General features: G+C 41.2%; 17 protein-coding genes. 12 read left to right on the top strand and 5 right to left on the bottom strand.

Annotation, left to right across the window (positions count from 1 at the left end):
- Positions 1–86: 86 nt before the first annotated feature.
- The 3 genes from ACSFVZ_RS15690 to ACSFVZ_RS15680 all read left to right on the top strand — a co-directional run bounded on the left by ACSFVZ_RS15690 (position 87) and on the right by ACSFVZ_RS15680 (position 4,411).
- A complete protein-coding gene (locus ACSFVZ_RS15690) occupies positions 87–2,342 on the top strand; it encodes an acyl-CoA dehydrogenase (RefSeq protein WP_135926931.1) in 2,256 nt (751 codons plus the stop codon).
- Positions 2,343–2,486: 144 nt separating this feature from the next.
- Entirely contained in the window at positions 2,487–3,437 is a 951-nt protein-coding gene (locus ACSFVZ_RS15685; RefSeq protein WP_235383695.1) for a phosphotransferase, read from the top strand.
- A 2-nt stretch (positions 3,438–3,439) separates the two neighbouring features.
- A complete protein-coding gene (locus ACSFVZ_RS15680; RefSeq protein WP_235383694.1) occupies positions 3,440–4,411 on the top strand; it encodes a Gfo/Idh/MocA family protein in 972 nt (323 codons plus the stop codon).
- On the opposite strand, the gene ACSFVZ_RS15675 is transcribed toward ACSFVZ_RS15680, so the two are convergent.
- Positions 4,408–5,226, bottom strand: a complete 819-nt coding sequence (locus ACSFVZ_RS15675) for an ABC transporter substrate-binding protein (protein ID WP_235383693.1) — start codon at positions 5,224–5,226, stop codon at positions 4,408–4,410. The genes ACSFVZ_RS15680 and ACSFVZ_RS15675 overlap by 4 nt on opposite strands.
- 194 nt (positions 5,227–5,420) lie before the next feature.
- Between ACSFVZ_RS15675 and upp the strand changes: the two genes are divergently transcribed.
- The 8 genes from upp (at position 5,421) to ACSFVZ_RS15635 (ending at position 16,679) form a co-directional block, all read left to right on the top strand.
- A complete protein-coding gene (gene upp / locus ACSFVZ_RS15670) occupies positions 5,421–6,050 on the top strand; it encodes a uracil phosphoribosyltransferase (protein ID WP_135926935.1) in 630 nt (209 codons plus the stop codon).
- 9 nt (positions 6,051–6,059) lie between these two features.
- On the top strand, positions 6,060–7,298 hold the full coding sequence (locus ACSFVZ_RS15665; protein ID WP_435559197.1) for a uracil-xanthine permease family protein: 1,239 nt from the start codon (positions 6,060–6,062) through the stop codon (positions 7,296–7,298).
- Positions 7,299–7,436: 138 nt separating this feature from the next.
- On the top strand, positions 7,437–9,179 hold the full coding sequence (locus ACSFVZ_RS15660) for an HAD-IIB family hydrolase (RefSeq protein ID WP_435559196.1): 1,743 nt from the start codon (positions 7,437–7,439) through the stop codon (positions 9,177–9,179).
- Positions 9,172–10,392, top strand: a complete 1,221-nt coding sequence (locus tag ACSFVZ_RS15655; protein WP_235383826.1) for a glycosyltransferase family protein — start codon at positions 9,172–9,174, stop codon at positions 10,390–10,392. The genes ACSFVZ_RS15660 and ACSFVZ_RS15655 overlap by 8 nt, the downstream gene beginning before the upstream one ends.
- Positions 10,393–10,404: 12 nt before the next feature.
- Entirely contained in the window at positions 10,405–12,174 is a 1,770-nt protein-coding gene (locus tag ACSFVZ_RS15650; RefSeq protein ID WP_235383827.1) for a sugar phosphorylase, read from the top strand.
- 268 nt (positions 12,175–12,442) lie between these two features.
- Positions 12,443–13,846, top strand: coding sequence for a hypothetical protein (locus ACSFVZ_RS15645; RefSeq protein ID WP_235383828.1), 1,404 nt, complete (start codon positions 12,443–12,445; stop codon positions 13,844–13,846).
- A gap of 12 nt (positions 13,847–13,858) precedes the next feature.
- On the top strand, positions 13,859–15,010 hold the full coding sequence (locus ACSFVZ_RS15640) for an imelysin family protein (RefSeq protein ID WP_235383829.1): 1,152 nt from the start codon (positions 13,859–13,861) through the stop codon (positions 15,008–15,010).
- A gap of 43 nt (positions 15,011–15,053) precedes the next feature.
- Positions 15,054–16,679, top strand: coding sequence for a di-heme oxidoredictase family protein (locus tag ACSFVZ_RS15635; RefSeq protein ID WP_435559195.1), 1,626 nt, complete (start codon positions 15,054–15,056; stop codon positions 16,677–16,679).
- Between the two features lie 36 nt (positions 16,680–16,715).
- Here the strand turns inward: ACSFVZ_RS15635 and ACSFVZ_RS15630 are convergent, their stop codons facing one another.
- Positions 16,716–17,759 carry an ABC transporter substrate-binding protein gene (locus ACSFVZ_RS15630; protein WP_435559194.1) on the bottom strand — a complete coding sequence of 348 codons (1,044 nt, stop codon included), beginning with the start codon at positions 17,757–17,759 and terminating at the stop codon, positions 16,716–16,718.
- 150 nt (positions 17,760–17,909) lie between these two features.
- Complete coding sequence (locus ACSFVZ_RS15625) at positions 17,910–20,753, bottom strand: TonB-dependent receptor domain-containing protein (protein ID WP_435559193.1); 2,844 nt, start codon at positions 20,751–20,753, stop codon at positions 17,910–17,912.
- Between the two features lie 347 nt (positions 20,754–21,100).
- Here ACSFVZ_RS15625 and ACSFVZ_RS15620 point away from each other — a divergent pair, with 347 nt between their 5' ends.
- Positions 21,101–21,487, top strand: a complete 387-nt coding sequence (locus ACSFVZ_RS15620; protein WP_135926329.1) for a cytochrome b562 — start codon at positions 21,101–21,103, stop codon at positions 21,485–21,487.
- A 51-nt stretch (positions 21,488–21,538) separates the two neighbouring features.
- On the opposite strand, the gene ykgO is transcribed toward ACSFVZ_RS15620, so the two are convergent.
- On the bottom strand, positions 21,539–21,676 hold the full coding sequence (ykgO, locus tag ACSFVZ_RS15615; RefSeq protein WP_135926330.1) for a type B 50S ribosomal protein L36: 138 nt from the start codon (positions 21,674–21,676) through the stop codon (positions 21,539–21,541).
- 19 nt (positions 21,677–21,695) lie between these two features.
- Complete coding sequence (locus ACSFVZ_RS15610) at positions 21,696–21,947, bottom strand: type B 50S ribosomal protein L31 (protein ID WP_135926331.1); 252 nt, start codon at positions 21,945–21,947, stop codon at positions 21,696–21,698.
- Positions 21,948–22,048: the final 101 nt, after the last annotated feature.

The following is a 22,048-nucleotide window of genomic DNA, read 5'->3' as shown; positions in this document are numbered from 1 at the left end:
TGTTAAAAAAACTGGTTGGACCAATTGATCTATTGCTCATTTTGTGACGTAATGTAGGTATTACTATCTGGTCGGATGAGTTTATTATGAGCTTACGTACAAAATTAAAAAAAGTATTACCTAGTATTTCAATTACAGAACAAGAAGCGTTAGATGCGGGTGATGTTTGGTTAGAAGGTTCAATCTACCAAGGTAAACCTGACTTCGATGCACTTCGTGACGTGCCAGCAGCTAAGCTGAGCGCTGAAGAACAGGCATTCTTAGATGGCCCAGTTAAAGAATTATTATCAATGATTGATGATTCTGAAATTCAAAATGGTGTACATCTTCCTGACTACATTCTTGATTTCTTGAAAAAAGAGCGCTTTTTCTCGCTTATCATCCCTAAATCATTCGGCGGTTTAGAGTTCAGCCCTTATGCAAACTCTACTATTGTTGCGACTATTGCGACTAAGAGTTCTGCGGTTGCGGTAACCGTGATGGTTCCTAACTCTCTAGGCCCAGGTGAGCTATTACTACACTTCGGTACTAAAGAACAGCAAGATCACTACTTACCACGCCTTGCAAATGGTCGTGATATTCCATGTTTCGCGCTGACTAGCCCAGAAGCGGGTTCAGATGCGGGTGGTATTCCAGATATCGGTGTTGTTAAACGTGGTCAATTCAATGGCGAAGAAGTTTTAGGTTTAGAAATTACTTGGGACAAACGCTACATCACACTAGCACCTATTGCGACAGTATTAGGTTTAGCATTTAAAGTGGTTGACCCTGATGGTTTACTAGGTGGTAAAGAAAACCTAGGTATTACCTGTGCGCTTATTCCTAAAGATCACCCAGGTGTTCAGCTTGGTAATCGTCATGACCCTATGGGTATTCGTTTTTACAACGGTACGACACGCGGTGAAAAAGTATTTGTACCAATGGACTTCATCATTGGTGGTCAAAAGAACATCGGTCGTGGCTGGCAAATGCTGGTTAGCTGTTTAGGTGCAGGCCGTGGTATCTCGTTACCGGCACTAGGTGTTAGTTCATCACAAGTGGCATTTAAAGGTGCTTCTGAGTACGCAGCTGTGCGTGAGCAGTTTGGTTTGGCGATTGGTCAATTCGAAGGTATTCAAGAGAAGCTTGCTGATATCGCAGGTAAAACTTACCTTCAAGAAGCAATGCGTGTATTAACAACAGAAGGTTTAGGCATGGGCTTAAAACCATCTGTAGTCACTGCGATTGCTAAATACCACATGACAGAAATTGGCCGTAACGTGCTTGATTCAGCAATGGATATTCAAGCAGGTAAAGCGATTCAAAATGGTCCGCAAAATACATTAGCAAGTGGTTATGTTGCTCAACCTATCGCAATCACGGTTGAAGGTGCAAACATTCTTACTCGTAACCTAATGATTTTTGGTCAAGGTGTAATGCGTTGTCACCCTTACCTGCAATCTATGGTTGAGTCTATCCACAGCGAAGACAAAAATGCAGACAAAGAATTCAACAGTATCTTACGTAAAACAGTGGGCTACAGCGTAGCTAACAGCTTACGAGCTTTCCGTTTAGGTGTATTACCGTTTACTGCGGGTGCTAAATCGTCACTACCAGAAGTACGTGAATACGAAAAAGCAGCGCACAAACTATCTGCAAAACTTGCAGTTTACGCTGACTTCTCGTTATTGGTACTGGGCGGCAAACTTAAGCAAGCAGAAATGTTATCTGCACGTTTAGGTGACGTAATGAGCTTCTTGTATGCGGCGATGGCATCGATTAAATACTACGAGCAAAAAGTAGCAAGCAGTGAACGTGAGCAAGCTGCGCCTTACTTCCACTATGCGACTCGCTTTGCACTACAAAGCGCTGAAGAAGCACTGCATAAGTTCCTAGATAACTTCCCTGCAAGTGGTACTCGTAAGTTTATGCGTTTCATTACTATGAACTACTCAAAGAAAATGCCTAAGATCAGCGATGATTTAATCCGTGAACTTGCGACTCAAGCGCAAATGGATACGGCATTTAAAGCGCAAATCACTCACTTGGTTAATCCAATTGAAGGTGATGGTCATTACATCAATGAGCAAGCGTACAAAGCGAAAATGGCGTGTCTTGATTTACTTGCAAAAGTTAAAAAAGCACTGCGTGCTAAAACTATCAAGCCGGGCGTTCGTTTTGCAGAAACTCTTGATAATGCACTTGTTGCAAGTGTTATCAACGAAGAAGAGTATGCAAAACTGATTGACTACAACAAGAAACGTGAGAAAGCGATTCGTGTTGATGAGTTCGATTTTGATATGAACTTACTGGATGACAATGCAAAGCCAGTTAACCCACTTAAAAGTGTGGTAAACGAGTAATTCAACAATGCAAGTCCTTAGCAGTATTAGGACTTTATCTTCGAAAACCCGTGTTTAGCACGGGTTTTTTATTGCCTATAGGCCGTTGTGCCAGTAGCTAATTTCACCTACCATTGCCATTCGTTTTTTAAATCATAGAGCGTTATGGATCTTAGGCAATTTGTTACTTCTCACTTTTCAAACATTACAGAGCTACAGCAAGCGGCATCAGTATGGAGCGGATGCGGTGAGATTATTCGTTGCCAAATGAATGGTGCTGCTACGGTAATTAAAGCGATTGAAGTGCCTAGCCAGATTAATCATAGTCGTATAAAACAAAGTGATTTTGCACTTGCCAGAAAGCGCCAATCTTACTTAGTCGAATTTAACTGGTATCGGCATTATTCTAATCAATTACCCCATGAAGCTGCAACAATCCACTGTGTTGATGCAATACAAGAGGGCACTAAGCAAGCGTTATTATTTAGTGATTTCGTAGCACATGGTTACCAGCAAGCACATGCTACACACAGCCACATTCAAGCAATTATAAACTGGCTTGCACATTTTCATGCTTTTCATTTAGCAAGCTCATCCGAGGGACTTTGGCCTCGAGGTAGTTATTGGCATTTAGCAACACGGCCAGATGAGTTACAGCGTATGAGCGATTTAAGCTTAAAAGCGCAGGCGCAACCTATTGATACTGCGCTGAGTGAGTCACCTTACCAAACGTTAATTCATGGTGATGCTAAGCTTGCCAACTTTGCGATTGCGCCACAAAACCAACATGTTCTTGGCTATGATTTTCAATATGTTGGCAAGGGTGTTGGGGTGATTGATCTGATGTATTTTTTAGGCAGTTGTTTAGATGATACAGCATTAAAATCAGTTGCAGATGATTATTTAAATCGTTATTTTGACACTCTTACCCTAGCACTAAAACGCTTTCAACCGAGTATAAATCCTGTGCATGTTGTTAGTAGTTGGCGAGCGCTATGGTGTTACGCATGGAGTGATTTTTATCGTTTTTTAGCAGGTTGGAGCCCAACTCATGCAAAAATAAATGGCTACATGCAGCAGCAATTTGCAACGTACTTAACAAATACAAAGGAATAACAATGAATAAGCCAATGCGATTTGCCATTATTGGCTGTGGTGCTGTAACCGAAGTGAAAAGCGGCCCAGCTTATCAACAAGCAGAAGGTATTGCGCTTATTGGAGTGACACGCCGCGACCTAGAAAAAGCCCATGATTATGCTAAACGCCATAATGTAGCAAAGGTGTACACTTCGCCAAGTGAACTAATAAACGATAACAGTGTTGATGCAGTGTATATCGCCACGCCGCCAGATAGCCATAAAGCGTTTGCTCTTGAAGTGGCAGCGGCAGGTAAACCTTGTTGTATAGAAAAGCCACTTGCGCCAAGTTATCAAGATAGCCTTGACATTGTCGCAGCGTTTAAAGAAGCTAAACAGCCGCTGTTTGTGGCTTATTATCGTCGTTCGTTACCGCGCTTTAATCAAGTTAAACAGTTACTTGAACAAGGTGCCATTGGTAAGCCGCGTCATGTAAGTTGGCATTTAAGTAAGTCGCCGAATCCCCTAGATTTATCGGGAGAGTATAATTGGCGTACCGATCAAACAGTAGCACGAGGCGGTTACTTTGACGATTTAGCCAGCCATGGCCTTGATTTACTTGCCTACCTTTTAGGTGATTTTAATAAGGTGCATGGTTTATGTGCCAATCAACAAGGCTTATATTCTGCATTCGATGCCATAACCGCGCACTGGCAGCATCAATCTGGTGTTACAGGCACCGGAAGCTGGAACTTTGCCTCAGCAAATCGTTTTGATGATGTAATGATTTATGGCAGTGAAGGCGAGCTTAGCTTTAGTGTATTTGATGAAAAGCCCATTGTGCTTAACAACGCAAAGGGAACACAACAGTTTGTAATTGATAACCCAGCACACATTCAACAATATCATGTTGAAAACATGGCGAATTATTTTTATGCCCAGCAACCACACCCATCAACTGGTGAAACTGCACTACATACAAGCTGGGTTATGGAGCAGATTTTATCGGCTTAGTGCTCAAACGCTGCATTGAAGGCATTTACAATTTGTGTGTTTTCACCTTCGTGAAATAGCGCCATTAAACGCTGAGTAATTAATGTGCGTACCTTTTCGGTTTTAAGTGCTTTGTCGAACAGTGCTACGGCTTGTTTGCCGACCTCTGTCGGTGAACAGGCAATATAACCAAACAACGCGGCTTTTTCTGGCTTAAGGCTGATATAGCGAATGTGACTTAGACCCGGTGCTCGCTTATAGCGATTGTTAAATACAGTTTGGTATTCTAAAACTGCATCAATTTTATTTTGAAATAGCATCTGACCAAGCCGAGGTGCATTGGTTGCCCCTTCTAACATAAAAAAGTGCTCATCATCTAAGCGTATAAAGTTATCAATTTCTTCTGAATATGAGCGGCCCTTGATGATGCCTATTGTTAAATTGAAGTCATTAATAGCTTGTAGCAGGGTAATGGAATCAGGGATCTTTGGCTTGTTGAATACCACCAATTTGTTAGCAGGAAAAGCCATCAGAGGGTATTGACTAAATACGGCTTGGGCCTCACGGTCAGGGGTTTTTAATTTATTGTATAAGCAAACATTATTCATTTTGCTCAACTGCTGCCATTCTCTTAACCGACTTGCCGGTATAAAGTGCAGGCTGATTTCATCACCTAACTCAGCGGCAGCAGCAAGTAAAAACGTAGTGGCTTCATTTTCTGGATTGCCGCCATCTTGGGGGATAAAGTCAGCCATCATCTGAATATTGAGTGTTTCACTGTGGGTTGGTAAGGAAATGCAACAAAATAGTATTAAGGTAAATGTGAGTGTTTTCATTACAGCTTAACCCAAAAAATAATTAAATCTTAAATATTGACCGTACGTGTTGTTGCAAAAAAATTAAAATTTGCACACAGCTGTTTAATTTTAGACCAGTTGTTCGAATTAATGCAGTAAGTATGCAATTTTTGCAGTCGAGTAGACTATTTTGCGCTAAAATAGGCGTAATTTATTTCATTTAGGTTCTACTTATGTCTATCCATGTTATTACTCATCCGTTAGTTCAACACAAACTTGGCCTTATGCGCGCACAAGGTATTAGCACAAAAAGTTTCCGTGAGCTGGCGTCTGAAGTAGGTACTTTGCTTACATACGAAGCAACAAAAAACCTACCATTAGAAAGCGTGCAGATCACTGGATGGGATGGTTCAAACCTCAATGTAGAGCACATTAAAGGTAAAAAAATTACTGTTGTGCCGATTCTACGTGCCGGCCTTGGTATGATGGATGGCGTTATGCAATTATTACCTGCTGCAAAAGTAAGTGTTGTAGGTTTGCAGCGTAACGAAGAAACATTGGAGCCAGTGCCATACTTTGAAAAACTGGTTGGTAAAATTGATGAGCGTTTAAGCCTTGTTATTGACCCAATGCTGGCAACGGGTGGTTCAATGATCGCCACAATCGATATGCTGAAAAAAGCAGGCTGTAAAGATATTAAAGTGATTGTACTAGTGGCAGCACCTGAAGGTGTAGAAAAAACCCTTGAGGCGCACCCAGATGTTGAAATCTTCACGGCATCACTAGATAGTCACTTAAACGAAAAAGGCTATATCATCCCAGGCTTAGGAGATGCCGGTGACAAGATCTTTGGTACAGTGTAAGGCGTGCACGTGGAAAATCATCAAACATTTTCGTTAAAAACAATTCTAACCGGCGCGCAAATGCTGTTTGTTGCATTTGGCGCACTGGTACTTGTGCCGTTACTGACAGGCCTTGATCCCAATGTGGCTTTATTTACCGCAGGCCTAGGAACCTTGCTGTTTCATGTGGTTACCAAAGGCCAAGTTCCTATCTTTTTAGCATCGTCTTTTGCTTTTATTGCACCTATTATCGCCTCAGTACAAATGTGGGGTATTCCTGCAACTATGGGCGGTTTAATGGTGGCAGGCTTTTGCTATTTTGCACTTAGCTTGATTGTAAAATTTAAAGGCGTGAATGCACTGCATAAAGTGTTACCGCCTGTGGTTGTTGGCCCAGTCATTATGGTGATTGGTTTAGCCTTAGCGCCCGTTGCTGTGAATATGGCAATGGGTAAAGCAGGGGATGGCAGTGCGCAACTAGTTCCTTATGAACAAGCTATCTGGGTGTCTGGTTTATCATTATTGGTTACGCTGATTTTTGCGGTATGGGGTAAAGGTGTATTTAAACTTATTCCTATTCTTGCTGGTGTTGTAGCAGGTTACCTTGCTTCGTTATTTATAGGTATTGTGGAATTTAATGCGGTTACTGAAGCTCGCTGGTTTGCTGTACCTGCATTTACTTACCCTGAGTTTAAGTGGCAAGCTATTTTATTTATGGTGCCTGTGGCCATTGCGCCAGCTATAGAACATATTGGCGACATGATGGCAATTAGCCAAGTCACGGGTAAAGACTATTTAAAGAAACCGGGCTTACATCGCACTTTATTGGGTGATGGTTTAGCAACCTCAGCGGCATCGGTTTTTGGTGGTCCACCTAATACAACCTACTCTGAAGTAACGGGGGCGGTCATGCTTACGCGTAACTTCAACCCTCGAGTGATGCTTTGGACTGCTATCATCGCGATTGTGCTCGCATTTGTGGCAAAAATGGGTGCGGGTTTACAAACTATTCCGGTTCCTGTGATGGGCGGCATCATGATTTTACTATTTGGCTCAATTGCCGTTGTAGGCTTAAATACTTTAGTAAAATCAGGTGAAGACCTTACCGCGCCTCGCAACTTGACTATCATCGCACTGATTTTAGTGTTTGGTATTGGTGGCATGCACCTCGGCGGTGACGAGTTTAGTTTGCAAGGTGTGAGCTTATGCGCAATTTTAGGGATTATCTTAAATGCTGTCCTCCCCAAAGCAGTGCAACAAGTTGATTAGAACTTAAAAACTGCTTAAATATTGCACCAAAAAAGCGCGTTAAATACGCGCTTTTTTTGTAACTATATAAAAAATAACGAGTTATAAAACTGGTCTACTAACTGCATTTATCTCTATGTCATACTGGTAGGAGCGATTATGCAAGAGGCAAATGTTGTGGATATTACCCCGTTTTTAGCGAAACATCAGTTACCACTCAAGTATCAATACTTAAGTGAGCAGTTTTTTATACCCCTCGCGCAAGATATTTTGAGCGCAAAAATGACCGGTCAATCTATGCTGGTGGCTATCAACGGCTGCCAAGGCTCAGGAAAAACAACCCTCGCTGATTTTTTAGTGACTTGGGTTAATAGCAATACTGAATTTAACAGTGTGTCATTATCAATCGATGACTTTTATTTAAGTCGTGATGCACGCACTGAGCTTGCTAAAGATGTTCATCCCTTGTTTGCCAGTCGTGGTGTACCAGGTACGCATGATACGCAATTAATGGAGCAAACCTTATCGGCCTTGTTGGCAGGTAAAGTGGATGTGCCATTACCTCAATTTGATAAGCTAACCGATGATCCAGTGCCACAAGCCCAGTGGCCGAGCAACCAAAAGCCCGTAGATATCGTGTTTTTTGAAGGTTGGTGTGTAGCCAGTACACCTCAGCAACCTTATCAACTGCAAACTCCAGTTAATGAATTAGAACAACTAGAAGATGCCGACGGCATTTGGCGTCGCTGTGTAAATAGCTGCTTAGCAAATGAATATCAAAATGTATTCGCAATGGCCGATTACACCATTATGTTAAAAGCGCCATCATTTGAAGATGTGTATGCTTGGCGCTTAGAGCAAGAGCATAAGTTAATTGCCAAAAAAGGCCAAGGGCAGGGCACGTTTGATGAAGTGAGTTTAAAGCGTTTTATCTCTCATTTTGAACGTATTACGCGTGAAAACTTAGCCACTCTTGCGCACAGTGTTGATGCTTTATTGTTGCTTGATACTGAGCGTGATATTACCAAAATGGAACTACTCGCTGACCAAATTGCTCAACCACTTATTTTTACTGATTTAGACGGCACATTGCTTGATCACGATAGTTACGAATGTGAGGTGATCAAACCATTTTTGGCTAAGTTGAATGATACCGGTGTCAATGTCATTTTTAATACCAGCAAAACATTTGCAGAAGTCACTGATATTCAAAAAGCTTTAAATCATCACCAACCCTTTATTGTGGAAAATGGCGCGGCCGTTTATATCCCGAAAGATTATTTTAAAGTAAAGCCGATTGGCTGTGATGAGTATCAAGGTTATTGGCGTTTTGCGATGACACAAAGCACCGATAAATTGCATGAAGATCTTAAACAATATGCCAGTCAATTTAGCCATTGTGTGCGCTTATTTAGTCAATTTAGTGCACAAGAAATAGCCGAACTAACAGGGCTACCCGTTGATAAAAGCGAACTGGCTTTAAAGCGTCAATATTCAGACCCAATTTGCTTTTCTGGCAGTGATGAAGAGAAACAAGGTCTGATAGAGGCAATGAGTCAAGCAGGATACGAAGTGCTTGTTGGTGGTCGCTTCATTCATCTAACTAAAGGTAACAACAAAGGCCTTGCACAAAAATGGTTGTTAAATCAGTTCAAAAAAGCTTATCGCAATCCATTCACTGTAATAGCGCTCGGTGACAGTCAAAACGATGTCGCCATGCTAAAAGCGGCCGACACCGCCATTTTAATCAATAACCCTGGCAGCCAAGTACAATCGCAAATATTACAAAAAGCTTGGCAGCTAAGCGAAAAACCAGCCCCAGCAGGTTGGGTTCAAGAAGTTTCTGCGTTAACTATCATCAAAGCGCGTTTTGCAGCAAAACAGGAGCAATCTCATGGCTGATTTCTATCAAAATGGCATTATCACGACTTTACACAATATTGCTGACCGTCCAGTCGAAGAACTAGAAAAAGAGTTATTGGATTTTTCAAAACAGCGTCCTATGGGTTTGATTTTACCCTCACTTTACAGTGAGTTAGAAGGACCCGCTTTGCAAAATATTATAGCTGAGCTTAAACATGTGCCTTACTTATCACAAATTACCATTGGCCTAGATCGCGCTGATGAAAGCCAATATCGCCATGCACTGCAGTTTTTTGCGGAGCTTGATCAGCCTCATAAGGTACTTTGGAATGATGGCCCGCGTTTACAAGCGCTTGATAAAGAACTACAAAAATTGGGCGTTGCGCCACGAGAGCTAGGTAAAGGTCGCAATGTTTGGTATTGCATGGGCTATAAGTTGGCAACCTCAAAAGTAGAGTCAATTGCACTGCATGACTGCGATATTTTGACTTACGACAGAGCGCTATTAGCACGTTTAATTTACCCCGTTGCTCACCCTCGTTTTAACTATGAATTTTGTAAAGGGTTTTATCCGCGCACCGCTGAGGGCAAAATTAATGGCCGTGTGTCGCGTTTGCTGGTAACACCGCTATTACGCTCATTTAAAACAATTTTAGGTAGCAACGATTATTTAGAATACATGGACTCGTTTCGTTATCCGCTAGCGGGTGAGTTCTCATTCCGTCGCGATGTACTTAATGATATTCGTATTCCAAGTGACTGGGGTCTCGAAATTGGCGTGTTATCAGAGATGTATCGTAACTATTCGCATAACCGGTTATGTCAGGTCGATATTGCTGATAACTATGATCATAAACACCAAGACCTATCGCTTGAAAACCAAGCAGCGGGCTTGTCGAAAATGTCGATTGATATTACTAAAGCTTTATTCAGAAAGCTGGCTACCCAAGGGGTGACCTTTACCAGCGAAACAATTCGTTCATTAAAAGCTACTTACTACCGTATCGCACTCGATTTTATCGAAACTTATCACAACGATGCGCTGATGAATGGTTTAACACTTGATATTCACCATGAAGAAAAAGCCGTTGAAATGTTTGCGCAAAACATTATGAATGCGGGTCAGCACTTCTTAGAAAACCCAATGGAGGCACCATTTGTGCCGAGTTGGAACCGAGTAGCTTCGGCAATGCCAGATGTATTTGCTCGCTTAAAAGAAGCCGTAGAGCTTGATAACAAAGAATTTATTTAACGGAGAAGACACGTGACTTTAGAGCTACTCCAACAACGGGTTATACAGCATTTAACCTGTATCTACGCCGAGGTTGAGTTATCAACCTCGATTGAACAACTTGCAGACAGGCTTATCAATACCATGTTAGGTGATGATCCTGTACGTGACCCAACGCCGCATAAAAACCGTTGGGATGAGCAAGACATGATTTTAATTGCTTATGGTGATTCAATCATTCGCCATGCGAATACGGATGATGCCGTGGCAAAGCCTGAAGAGCCACCTTTGCATACTTTACATCGGTTTGTAAAAAGCCAATGCTTGCCTGAGCTTAATGCACTGCACATTTTGCCATTTTACCCATATAGCTCAGATGAAGGCTTTGCGGTAATGAATTATGTGCAAGTGAATGAAGCGTTAGGCAGTTGGCAGCATATTCGTGATATTTCAGCAGATGTTAGATTGATGGCTGATTTGGTGATCAATCATTGTTCAAGCCGAAGTGTCTGGTTTGAAAACTTTATTCAAGGCAAAGAGCCGGGTAAAGGGTATTTTAAAACGGCAAGCCCGAGTGACGACCTGGTGCAGGTTGTTCGTCCGCGTACATCGCCTCTTTTACAAGCGGTCGAAACAAAAGATGGTTTGCAACATGTGTGGTGTACGTTTAGTCATGACCAAGTCGATTTTGATTTTGCCAACCCAGATGTACTGAACGAGTTTGTGAGTATTATTCGTCATTATTTAGATAATGGTGTGCGTATATTCCGCCTTGATGCGGTGGCTTTTTTATGGAAAAAGCTCAATACCCGTTGCATTAATTTACCTGAAACTCACGAAGTGATCAGGCTACTTCGCACCCTTATTGAGCACTTTGAGCCTAATGTGATTATTATCACTGAAACCAATATTCCAAATCGCGAAAACCTATCGTACTTTGGTAATGCCAACGAAGCGCATTGTATTTACAACTTCTCATTGCCACCGTTGTTGTTACACACTTTACTCAGTGGCGACAGCACGGCATTAAAGCATTGGATGATGAGTATGCCACCTCCCCAAGAAGGGACCGCATACTTTAACTTTATAGCTTCACATGATGGTATTGGTTTAAGGCCTGTCGAAGGGTTATTGGAGCAAAGTGAAATTGCCGAAATGGTCAGTACGACTGCAAAGTATGGCGGTAAAGTCTCACTTCGTACCGCACCAGATGGAACTAACACCCCTTATGAATTAAACATTGCTTTATTTGATGCATTGCAAGGTACCCATAAAGGCCCTGATAAGTGGGGAGTTGCTCGCTTTTTATGTGCACATGCCATTATGTTTGCGCTTGAAGGCATTCCTGGTTTGTATATTCATAGCTTACTCGGTACTACCAACGATTATGAGCGCTTTGAAAATAGTCAACATAATCGGGCTATTAACCGTCACCGTTGGCAAGAATCAGATTTACTAGCAAAACTGAGTAATGAAAATGCCCATCATCGTACTGTGTTTAAAGCGATGAAAAACTTGATGGCTATTCGTAAGGCGCAAAGCGCATTTCACCCTAATGCGACGCAATATACGTTACATTTAAGTGAGGGGTTATTTGGTTTTTGGCGACAAAGTATTAACCGTTCACAAAGCATGTTTTGTGTTTATAACATTAGTGATGAGACGCAAACTCTCACTCTTGCAGACTTAAATTTGATTGGTACCGAGCAGTGGCGAGATTTAATAAGCGGGGAGCAAATTACTGAGCAAACACAAACATTGTCGCTGACTCCATATCAAGCAGTTTGGCTCAGCAATAAATAATCCTATCATCAAGATAATACAAGTCTTATCGTTAACAAGTAAGCCTATCAGGTGGGTTTGCTTGTTAACAAGTAACTTACAGTTATCGTAAATTGCTCCCTTATTGCACACCAAATTATCATTCCAGCTTAATTTTCAATGAAATAGTCTTAGATATTAAATCTTATTTAATCTAATTTACCGTTTTTGATAAAATGTAAAGTTAACAATATTTACAATGCAAAAGATAACTATTATCATTTGGTTTTATTTTTAGGTGCACTTTACGATGAACAAAGCAGTACTTTCTCTCGCGGTGTCATTGGCTTTGACTCCACTTTATAGTGTTGCGAATGATGACATGCAAGCCCAACTCGAAAAACTTCAACAACAACTCCTTGAACAACAAAAAGCGATTGATTACTTAAAAAGTCAATTAGATGCGAAAAACACCCAGCAAGTTGCAGTGCAGCAAAAAGCCCCAGTTGTTACTGAGCAAGCAACCCCAATTGCTTCAGTCGCAAGCAAAAAAGACTCAAAACTTACTTTTAAAAGCTATGGTACTTTGCTTTACAAAAGTGACGAAGTGTTTGCCAACGTTCAAGATATTTCACCAGAACGCCGCGCCACTACAGACTTAGAGCGAGTTGTCACTGAGTTTGAATATGAAATTGATGATAAGTGGAAAGTCGAATTTGAACTTGAGTATGAGCATGGCGGTACAGGTACCACGCTTGAATACGATGGCTTTGAAGAATTTGGCGAATTTGAATCAGAAGTTGAAGCGGGTGGTGAAGTCATTGTCGAAAAGCTGCAACTAGAATATGAATATAACCCTAACTTTACTGTCAAGTTTGGTCATATATATGTTCCGGTAGGCTTAGGCACAGACTTAAACAAGCCTGATCAATACTTTACCACGACTCGCCACTGGGGTGAGGCAACCATGATCCCGCAAGTTTGGCACGAAACTGGAGTTAACTTAATTTCTCGTTGGTCTGACTTTACACTGCAAACATTGGTGACGACAGGTCTTAACTCTGAATACTTCCGTTCGACTAATTGGGTCGCGGGTGGTGCACAGCAACGCTTTGAAGAAAATACCGCAGATGATTTAGCGCTCACATTACGCCTTGATTATGGCAATGTTAAAGCTGGTAAAGGTTTTGGTGTTAGTTACTATACGGCAAACACATCAGATAACCGTCGCAATCAGGGCAAACTCGATGAGGATGGAAACGTATCTATCCTCGGGTTACATGGTGCATGGACGTTAGATGATCTTGTGTTTCGTGGTCAGTACTTATATGGCGAGTTAGAAGACTCAGTTGCTATCACTGCAGCGAATAAAACAACACCGGGCCTGCGTCCGGGAAGCTTTGCACAGCTTGGTAGTAAAGCAGAATCTGCATTTGTAGAAGCCGCTTATAATATGCAGGGGCTGTTTGATTTATCTTCGCCGCTGTATGTATTTACCTCGTTTGATTATGCCAACCCAATGCTTGAAGTGGCCAGTGGTGCGGCTATCCATCGTTACGACATTCGTGAGCTTAACTTTGGTTTAAATTACCTTCCAAACAAAAACTTAATTCTAAAACTTCAGGGCGGTCAACGTTATTACGCACAAGACGATATCGATGACACGACTCACTTTAGCGCCTCTCTTGGCTATAAATTTTCTACAGAACTATAAAGGAATCTTGGGATGAAAACTGTATTAAACAGCATTACAGCTGTCATTTTAGCGTCAACACTTGTTGCATGTGGTTCGTCTTCTTCGGACGATTCTTCAGATACAAGCACACCTGTTACTGAAGTAACAGGCTTTAGCTATGACGCAACAGATTTAATTGAAAACGTAACTGAGCAAGTAATTGTTGATGGTTATGAAATGCTAAACAGCAAGGCGGCTGTTTTACATAACGCGACACTGACATTATTAGAAAACAAAAACGAAGCTGCGCTGGCTGCTGCTCAACAAGCATGGAAAGATGCACGTGTATTCTGGGAGCAAGGTGAGTCACATATCTTTGGTCCTGTTGATAGTTTATCAATTGATCCACATCTTGATACTTGGCCACTGAATACCGCTGATTTAGAAGCACTACTTGCAAGTAACACAACGTTCTCGGCTGATAATGTAAAGAACTTTGACGATGGTGTACAAGGTTTCCACACCATGGAGTTCTTATTATTCGGTAATGGCGTTGAAGATAACGATAAGTCAATTGATGAAATGACTGTGCGTGAAATGGAATACTTAATTGCATGTGCTGAAGTATTTAATATTCATACACAAAGCCTTGTTGATGCATGGGTTATCTCTGCAAATGCGGATGATGAACCTGCTTATAAAGATTATTTATTAACTCCGGGCAATGATAAATACTCATCTGAGTTAGGTGTTATTGAAGAGTTAGTCAATGGTGTTATCGGTATTGTTGATGAGGTAGGTAACGGTAAAATTGCAGAACCATTCGGTACTAGCATAGACACAGCTGATACATCATTGGTTGAATCACAATATAGCTGGAACTCATTAACTGACTTTAGCAACAACATTGTTGGTGTACAAAATGTGTTTTTAGGCACATTCAGCGATGAAAACGACAGCCCAGGTCTTAAAGCATTTATCTATGCCGGTGACGCTGAACTAGCAGCGAAAGTTGAAACTCAAATTTCAGCAGCGATTGCAGCGATTGATGCCATTGCAGGTGCAGATGATATGCCATTTAGACAAGCGATTAAGGATGATGCTGGTCGCGTTCGAATTCAAACAGCGATTGATGCGCTAGGTGAATTACAAGCGACCCTTGAAGAAGAAGTTGTGCCACTTATCAAAGAGTGGAATTTATAATCGCTGGGGAAGCATCTGCTTCCCCTCTTTACAAGATACCGTCATGAATGTAAAAGCAATTAAACCAATTCTATTTGCTTTCACAGCCATATCTTTAGTGGCATGTGGAAGTAAAACCAGCGATAAAAGCGCGACCGAAACGACAACACCACCACCAACAAGCAGCGAAACGGATCCAAATTATATTGATGTCGTTACGTTGGCAGGTGATGCGACAGCCCTCGATACCAATAATTCAGGCCATGGTTTCTCTACACCTATGCCTAATTTAAGTGATTCAGAACTCGATATTCACTTAACTGGCGATGCTAATTTTGAAACATCTTTTACGACAGCCCCGAATGATGCACACCCGGAACTCGATGGTTTAGGGCCTGTTTTTAATAACAATAACTGTAATGCTTGTCACCAACGAGATGGTCGCCCAAGTACTATTGTTCCAACCGCTGAACAGCAAACTGTGAAGTTAGCGAATGATGCTGGGATCTTTTTACGCGTTAGCTTAGCCGATGGCGTGTGTGAAATGCCAAGTAGTATCAATGATTTTTGTCAGGTTACAGGCGTTGAAGGGTTTGGGGATCAACTCTTTCACAGGGGGATTTTACAAGCCCGTGAAGACTGGCAAACACATAATTTTGGTGGCCAAGCTGATGTATATCTAAGCTATGATTACACAGAGTTTAGCTACCCAGATGGCAGTACTGTCACGTTGAAAAAGCCGGTATTTACTATCGATAATGCATGGGACTCACCTGAAAACTTCAGTTTAAGTGCCCTTGCCAATGAAGATGTACGTTTTAGTGCCCGTAATGGTATGCCTGTCTTTGGTCTTGGATTGCTTGAAGCGATTGAAGAGCAAGATATTCTAGCGCTTGAAGATGTCGATGATGCCGACAACGATGGAATTTCTGGTAAAGCAAACTGGGTATTTGATGCTGTTAAGGCTCAAGCGGGTGATGAAAACCCTGTTTCACTTGGACGATTTGGTTGGAAAGCCAGTACACCGTCAGTCAGACAGCAATCACTAGGTGCACTACGTGGTGACATGGGGGTAACGAACTCATTGTTCCCTGAAGAAAGCATTGCCAATACATTAATGCACGAAAGTTATTTATCTCGTACTAACTATCAAGATACTGGTTCTGATGAGCAGGGATTGCCAGAAGCCAGTGATGAGTTTGCTGATACGGTCGTGTTTTACGCAGAAACGCTTGCTGTGCCAGCACGTCGTAATGTTGCCGACGAAGATGTTAAAGCCGGTGCACGTTTATTCGATGATTTAAACTGTACTGGTTGCCATACGCCTCGTTTTGTAACCGCAAATGGTGCCGCTTTATTACTGGGCGGTGTTGCAGCGCCTGCGGCAGTAAAAGGGCAAGAAATTTGGCCATTTACCGACATGTTGTTGCATGACATGGGTGAAGGGCTCGCAGACAACCGCCGTGATTTTATGGCAACAGGCCGTGAGTGGAAAACGCGTCCGCTTTGGGGGATTGGTTTAACGAAAACAGTTAACCCTGCCGCTGGTTTCTTACATGATGGGCGTGCAGCAACACTTGAAGAAGCGATTTTATGGCATGGTGGTGAAGCTGAAAAAAGTAAGCGTGAATTTACAGAGCTTAGCAGTGAAAAAAGAGCACATTTAATCAGCTTTTTACAATCACTATAGCTTTAAACCCTTTTAAAAGCGCACTGTCAACGCCCTTTACAGTGCGCTTTTTGTTGCCTCTAAGAGAAGTGATTCAACACTAAAGGGAAGAGGGTTTATATGTGCCTTGCTGAAAACGCGAAAGTTAATTGCTAAGTTATCACTGTGAATTTGTTCAACTAGCTTGAGCGTTTGTTCGTTATGTTGGCTGAAAATGGCTACTTCTTGATGCATTGCTCCAGTTGAGTAATTATTGAGTAGATCATGAACATTTACTATAGCTAAAGCTCCGAGCGTAACATGACCACCGATTGTGACATCTATTTTTTCGGCCACCGCCCTAAGCGGCCAATTAATTGCTCCAACCACTACGTTTTTGCGTTTGTTTAACTCATCAAGCGCAGCAATTGCCCCTAACGCCATCGCATCATTTGCCGCCCAAACAATATTAATAGTTGGTTGATGCCTAAAAAAACCAAGGCTTTGACGGTAGGCTTGTTTAGTTGACCAATTGGCAACTGTATTAGCAGTAATGTTTGCACTAGTATTAGATGCCACACTTTGCTTTAAACCTTGCTCCCGATCAAGGGCTGCATGGGTTGTGTAGTCTCCATTAATTGCGAAAATGTTGGCAGCTTGCTGGCTCTTTTCAATTAGTTTGTTGGCTAATAATTGGCCTGCTTGTTTGTTATCGGGTACTACACTACCAGCGACATTAATACCATGATCACCCATAAGTTTTAGCTCTTGCTTAGATGGGCGGTTGAGTAAAAAATAGATGGGTGTAGGTACAGGAGACAAGCTTAAAAGCTGTTGCGTAAGCACACTTTTCTCATCAACTAAAATGAGCATATCTGGCTTAGCTTTGATTGCTTTAGCCACTAAAGATTTCATTTCAATATGATTTCGATTGGCATAATGAATAGTTAAATCGAGATCAAAGTCTTTTGCAGCGTTTTGCATCAACTGCGACACTTCAAACCAAAACGGGCCTGTTACATTGGTATCTGCATGACCTGGATTAATAAAAATAATACTTTGCTTGGCAAAAACACCAGGCAGGTAAAATAGACAGATAGTGATAAATACTGTTTTAAGCATGGCTTTATTAGGTTAAAAGACCGGTAGGGTAGAGTATAGCGCGAATTGGTAGATTTTAAGTAAATGATTGGAATAGGGTATTTTTTTAATATCTGATAGAAAAAGGGCTGCACAAATGTGCAGCCCTAAGAGAATCAAAGTTTTTAACGATTAGAAATCGTAAGATAGTCTTAAGTAGCCGAAACGACCGATGTTATCGTAACTTGCACTACCAGAACCTGTACCTCGAGTACCGAATGGAAGCTCTCGGTTAAAGATGTTATCAACACCTACTTTAACGCCAAAGCCGCTTTCGAAGTTATAACCAACTGTTGCGTCAGAAATAACATAGCTACCAAACTTCATTAAGCTATTTGGATTCGGGTTATCTTCTAACTCTTGGTCTGTGTAAAGGCTTACTTCATCTAGGTAACGTGTATCAAACGTTGCAAAGAAACCATCACGCTTATAAGAGATAGTTAAGTTAGCTTGCCATTTCGCTTCACCAGTTGTACCAGCATACTCGATGTAATCTTCAGGTTGATCTTGGAACGGGAAGTCTTTACGTTCAATTAGGTATGTACCAATTAAACGTGTAGAGAAGTTGCCTTCTAGTGTGTCAAAATCATAACCTAACTCAAAGTCAACACCCGATGCTTCTTGACCAGAAACGTTTAATACTGAGTTTTGAATCAGTGTAATTTCATGTGATGTGCTATCACGTGTAATTAGATTACAATATTGGTTATTGATACCGCCTTCAGCGTCAACACAGCGGTCAAGAATTTCTTGAGAGGCAATTGTTGAGATTGCGTCTTCTAATTCAATTTTCCAATAGTCGATTGTAATAACAGAGTTTTCTAGGAATGACGGTTGGTAAACTAAACCAATAGTTGTACTAGTTGACTCTTCACCTTTAACGTCTCTGTTACCACTTACTAAACCTTCAAGGGTTTGTGAGTCGTAATCTGATTCAAAGCCTGCAGGAACACCTAAAGCAGCACAGTTTGCACGACGAACCTCTGAATTTTGTAAATCATCTAGGTTATCAGCTAAACAAGGGTCATCAACGTTGTAGAATGTTTGGCTCGGTGCACCGAAGATCTCACCAATGTTAGGTGCGCGAAGTGCTTCAGATTGTGTTGCACGAACACGTAGTTGATCGTTTACTGTCCAATCTAAACCAACTTTCCAGCTTGTTGCATCGCCAATTGTGCTGTAGTCAGCGTAACGTACTGCTGTATCAAGTACTAGGTCTTGAACAAGTGGTAAGTCAGCTAGTAATGGGATAGATGCTTCGAAGTAAATCTCGTTTACATCAAAATCACCTTTATCTTCACCCAGTGCGTTGAAGAATGTACCTACAGCATTATCTGGCTCTTTAGTTTCACTTTCTTCTTTACGGTATTCTACACCAGCAGCAAAGCCAACATAACCCGCTGGTAATTCATAGATTGCTGAGTTTGCAAGTGATGCAGTTACTACTGTTTGAGTAATCTCAGAAGTACCTGTTGATACCGTATTAATGTAATTAATTGCTTCTTGGCTTGGTGCGCCAAAGCCCATGATGTTTACCGGTACACAGCCTTCAGCGCGTGCTTCTTCACTACGACAAACAATATTACCTTCGCCATCATCAATAGCGTCAAGAGCATTGTAGTAGTTTGCCATAATCATGTTAGCGCCATTAATGCGCTCTAAGTCTGTTTGGCCATGAACAACTGATGCATCTAATTCCCAATCAGTGAATACTGTGCCTCTCAAACCAGCAACAAAACGGGTTGTTTCACGAGTATTGTTTTCGATACGACGACCTAAATCTGTCATCATACGGTTAACCATGATTGAGCTAACACCCTCTTGTTCCATTAGATCTTTAACACTCGAGTCAAGATATGGGTTGTCAATCTTGATGCTGTTATTTGGGTTAAAGAAGAAAAATGCTGGCTGGCCAATGCTTTCGCCTTCGCTGTTTACATATTTTGCTTCGAAATAAGCATTCATGTCTTCAGCAACGTCATAGTTAACTTTGAAGTTTACGTTGTAGCGTTCAAATTCAGGCTGAATTTCATTGAATTGTGCAAGGTTGAATGAATCACAGTCAGCACATGCAAGACCATCTACTCGGTCACCTATATAAATGTCACGAAGGCTGCCATCTGGGTTGAATGAGTTAACATAGCCATTGCTTGATGCAAAAACACCTGCATTATTAATCGCATAATAGCCAGCGTTTGGTGTGTAAATTCTATCAGGGAAATTTGGATCGTCTTTGTTTTCTTCGTTTTGAGCTGGGTTACGCAAGCTAAAGAAAGAGCCATCAGTCCATGGGTGATCAAGCGCATTTAATGTATTTTGGCCTGAATATTCAACAGCAAAGGCTACGTTACCACGGTCATTATCGAAATTCGTGCCGTATGAAAACGTTGCTTTTTCGTTTTTGTAGTCACTTAGTTCAGAGGCGCCTTTAGTAACACTAACACTTAAGCCTTCGATGTTCTTTTTAAGAATAAAGTTAACTACACCTGTTACAGCGTCGGCACCGTATACAGCTGATGCACCACCTGTGATGATCTCAACACGCTCTACCCATGTGCTTGGAATTGTATTGGTATCAACAGATTGAGAACCTGCAGAGCTAGAAACATGGCGTTTACCATTAACAAGTACAAGTGTGCGGTCTGTACCCATATTGCGTAAATCAAGAATGTTTAGACCAGCAGTACCGATAAAACGACCTGAGTTTGCTAGTGAATAAGTGTTACCAAGGGCTGGTAATTTATTTAGTGCTTCACCAATATTTACAGCACCTGTGTTAACTAAGTCTTCACCACTGATAACAGTTACTGGAGCAGGGGCAATAGCACCTTCACGTAAAATACGTGAACCAGTTACTTCTATACGGTCGATTGATTTTACTTCTTCATCAGCAGCAAATGACTGACCTGAAATAGCAAGCGCCGATGAGCATAGAGCAAGCTTGATGCTAGCACCTAAAAGATTATTTTTTATCATTATTTCACCTGTTACTTTATTGTTCTATCCCTGGGTGGGGTGTTAACTATGTTTTCCAAATGTTAACGAGATCACTCTAGCATTGTCCCTATTGTTCCCAAATCAAAAGTTCGTAGCAAAATGTAGCCACTTAAAACTTTTTTATAACAATGGTTTATTGTTGAGTTGGTTTTTTAGATTGATAATGTGGCTATTGATAGTTGGCTTTTATGCAATGATAACGATTATCAATTGATGTAATTTTTGATATAGTAATATTATTTTATAAACTGATGCTAACTTTTTGAATTAGGCTGATGATGTGTTTCGACATATAATGCGGCCAAGTTTTTCCACATGAGTACTTTATGAAATTTTTTCTAGTTACCTTATTGGTATTTTTCTCGGCAGTCTGTGTAGCAGAAGAGCTCGATCTTGAAGCAAATATGAAGAATATGGGGCTGGCTTATAAAAACTCGGTTCGTGCAACGAGTCTTGAAGTGTTTAATACATCAATTGATGAGTTTATTCACTTGTTAGAAAAAGCACGGACAGCCGACTTTAAACAGCATAAAACAGCATCTCTTGAAGGACTTGATAAAGTAATAAAACAGGCAAATCTGGCTAAAGAACTAGCCAGCAAGCAGGGACTTGATGCAGCGAAAGTACCTCTTAAATCAATAGATGATTTACGAAAAAAATACCATGAACTCCATGAACCGCCAGGTTTTTGGCAGCTGTTATTTGGAAAATAATATTATTTAATTTTCGAAATTAGACTTAAAAAAGGTGCTGAAGCACCTTTTTTAACGCTTATTCTTTTTACCTTGAACTGCTTTAAAGCGCGGATTGTCTTTATTAATTACATAAACGCGGCCTTTGCGCTTGACAATTTGGCAACCCGGACGGGATTTTGCACTTTTAAGAGAGCTTAATACTTTCATTTTAACTCCTAAACGCGATTTACTTGCTCGCTAAGTTTTTAAAACGACGATTAAATGCAGCTACACGACCATCGCTTGCTACTGCTTTTTGCTTGCCGGTATAAAATGGGTGTGAATCACTCGATACATCAATTGGTACGTAAGGGTATGTTTTACCATCAAGCTCTATAGTACGAGATGTTTTAATCGTCGAACCGATAATAAAGTAGCTGTCGGCAGCAGTATCGTGAAACGCTACTTGATGGTATTCAGGGTGTATATTAGGCTTCATTATTTACCTTTTGTGTTATGTGATAATATATCAAATATAAAGCAAAAATAGACAGGCTTCAAGGTAAAAATAATTCTTATTTGTAGGTTGGTTGGCTTAAA

The organism is Pseudoalteromonas nanhaiensis (assembly GCF_051235485.1).
GTDB lineage: Bacteria > Pseudomonadota > Gammaproteobacteria > Enterobacterales > Alteromonadaceae > Pseudoalteromonas > Pseudoalteromonas lipolytica_C.
This window is presented reverse-complemented; position numbering and strand designations above follow the sequence as displayed.

Excerpts from the sequence above, each read along its gene's own strand:
- ACSFVZ_RS15690 (WP_135926931.1), top strand. The coding sequence starts at position 87 with ATGAGCTTACGTACAAAATTAAAAAAAGTATTACCTAGTATTTCAATT.
- ykgO (WP_135926330.1), bottom strand. The coding sequence starts at position 21,676 with ATGAAAGTATTAAGCTCTCTTAAAAGTGCAAAATCCCGTCCGGGTTGC.
- ACSFVZ_RS15685 (WP_235383695.1), top strand. The coding sequence starts at position 2,487 with ATGGATCTTAGGCAATTTGTTACTTCTCACTTTTCAAACATTACAGAG.
- ACSFVZ_RS15680 (WP_235383694.1), top strand. The coding sequence starts at position 3,440 with ATGAATAAGCCAATGCGATTTGCCATTATTGGCTGTGGTGCTGTAACC.
- ACSFVZ_RS15645 (WP_235383828.1), top strand. The coding sequence starts at position 12,443 with ATGAACAAAGCAGTACTTTCTCTCGCGGTGTCATTGGCTTTGACTCCA.
- ACSFVZ_RS15655 (WP_235383826.1), top strand. The coding sequence starts at position 9,172 with ATGGCTGATTTCTATCAAAATGGCATTATCACGACTTTACACAATATT.
- ACSFVZ_RS15660 (WP_435559196.1), top strand. The coding sequence starts at position 7,437 with ATGCAAGAGGCAAATGTTGTGGATATTACCCCGTTTTTAGCGAAACAT.
- ACSFVZ_RS15640 (WP_235383829.1), top strand. The coding sequence starts at position 13,859 with ATGAAAACTGTATTAAACAGCATTACAGCTGTCATTTTAGCGTCAACA.
- upp (WP_135926935.1), top strand. The coding sequence starts at position 5,421 with ATGTCTATCCATGTTATTACTCATCCGTTAGTTCAACACAAACTTGGC.
- ACSFVZ_RS15610 (WP_135926331.1), bottom strand. The coding sequence starts at position 21,947 with ATGAAGCCTAATATACACCCTGAATACCATCAAGTAGCGTTTCACGAT.
- ACSFVZ_RS15635 (WP_435559195.1), top strand. The coding sequence starts at position 15,054 with ATGAATGTAAAAGCAATTAAACCAATTCTATTTGCTTTCACAGCCATA.
- ACSFVZ_RS15625 (WP_435559193.1), bottom strand. The coding sequence starts at position 20,753 with ATGATAAAAAATAATCTTTTAGGTGCTAGCATCAAGCTTGCTCTATGC.
- ACSFVZ_RS15620 (WP_135926329.1), top strand. The coding sequence starts at position 21,101 with ATGAAATTTTTTCTAGTTACCTTATTGGTATTTTTCTCGGCAGTCTGT.
- ACSFVZ_RS15630 (WP_435559194.1), bottom strand. The coding sequence starts at position 17,759 with ATGCTTAAAACAGTATTTATCACTATCTGTCTATTTTACCTGCCTGGT.
- ACSFVZ_RS15675 (WP_235383693.1), bottom strand. The coding sequence starts at position 5,226 with ATGAAAACACTCACATTTACCTTAATACTATTTTGTTGCATTTCCTTA.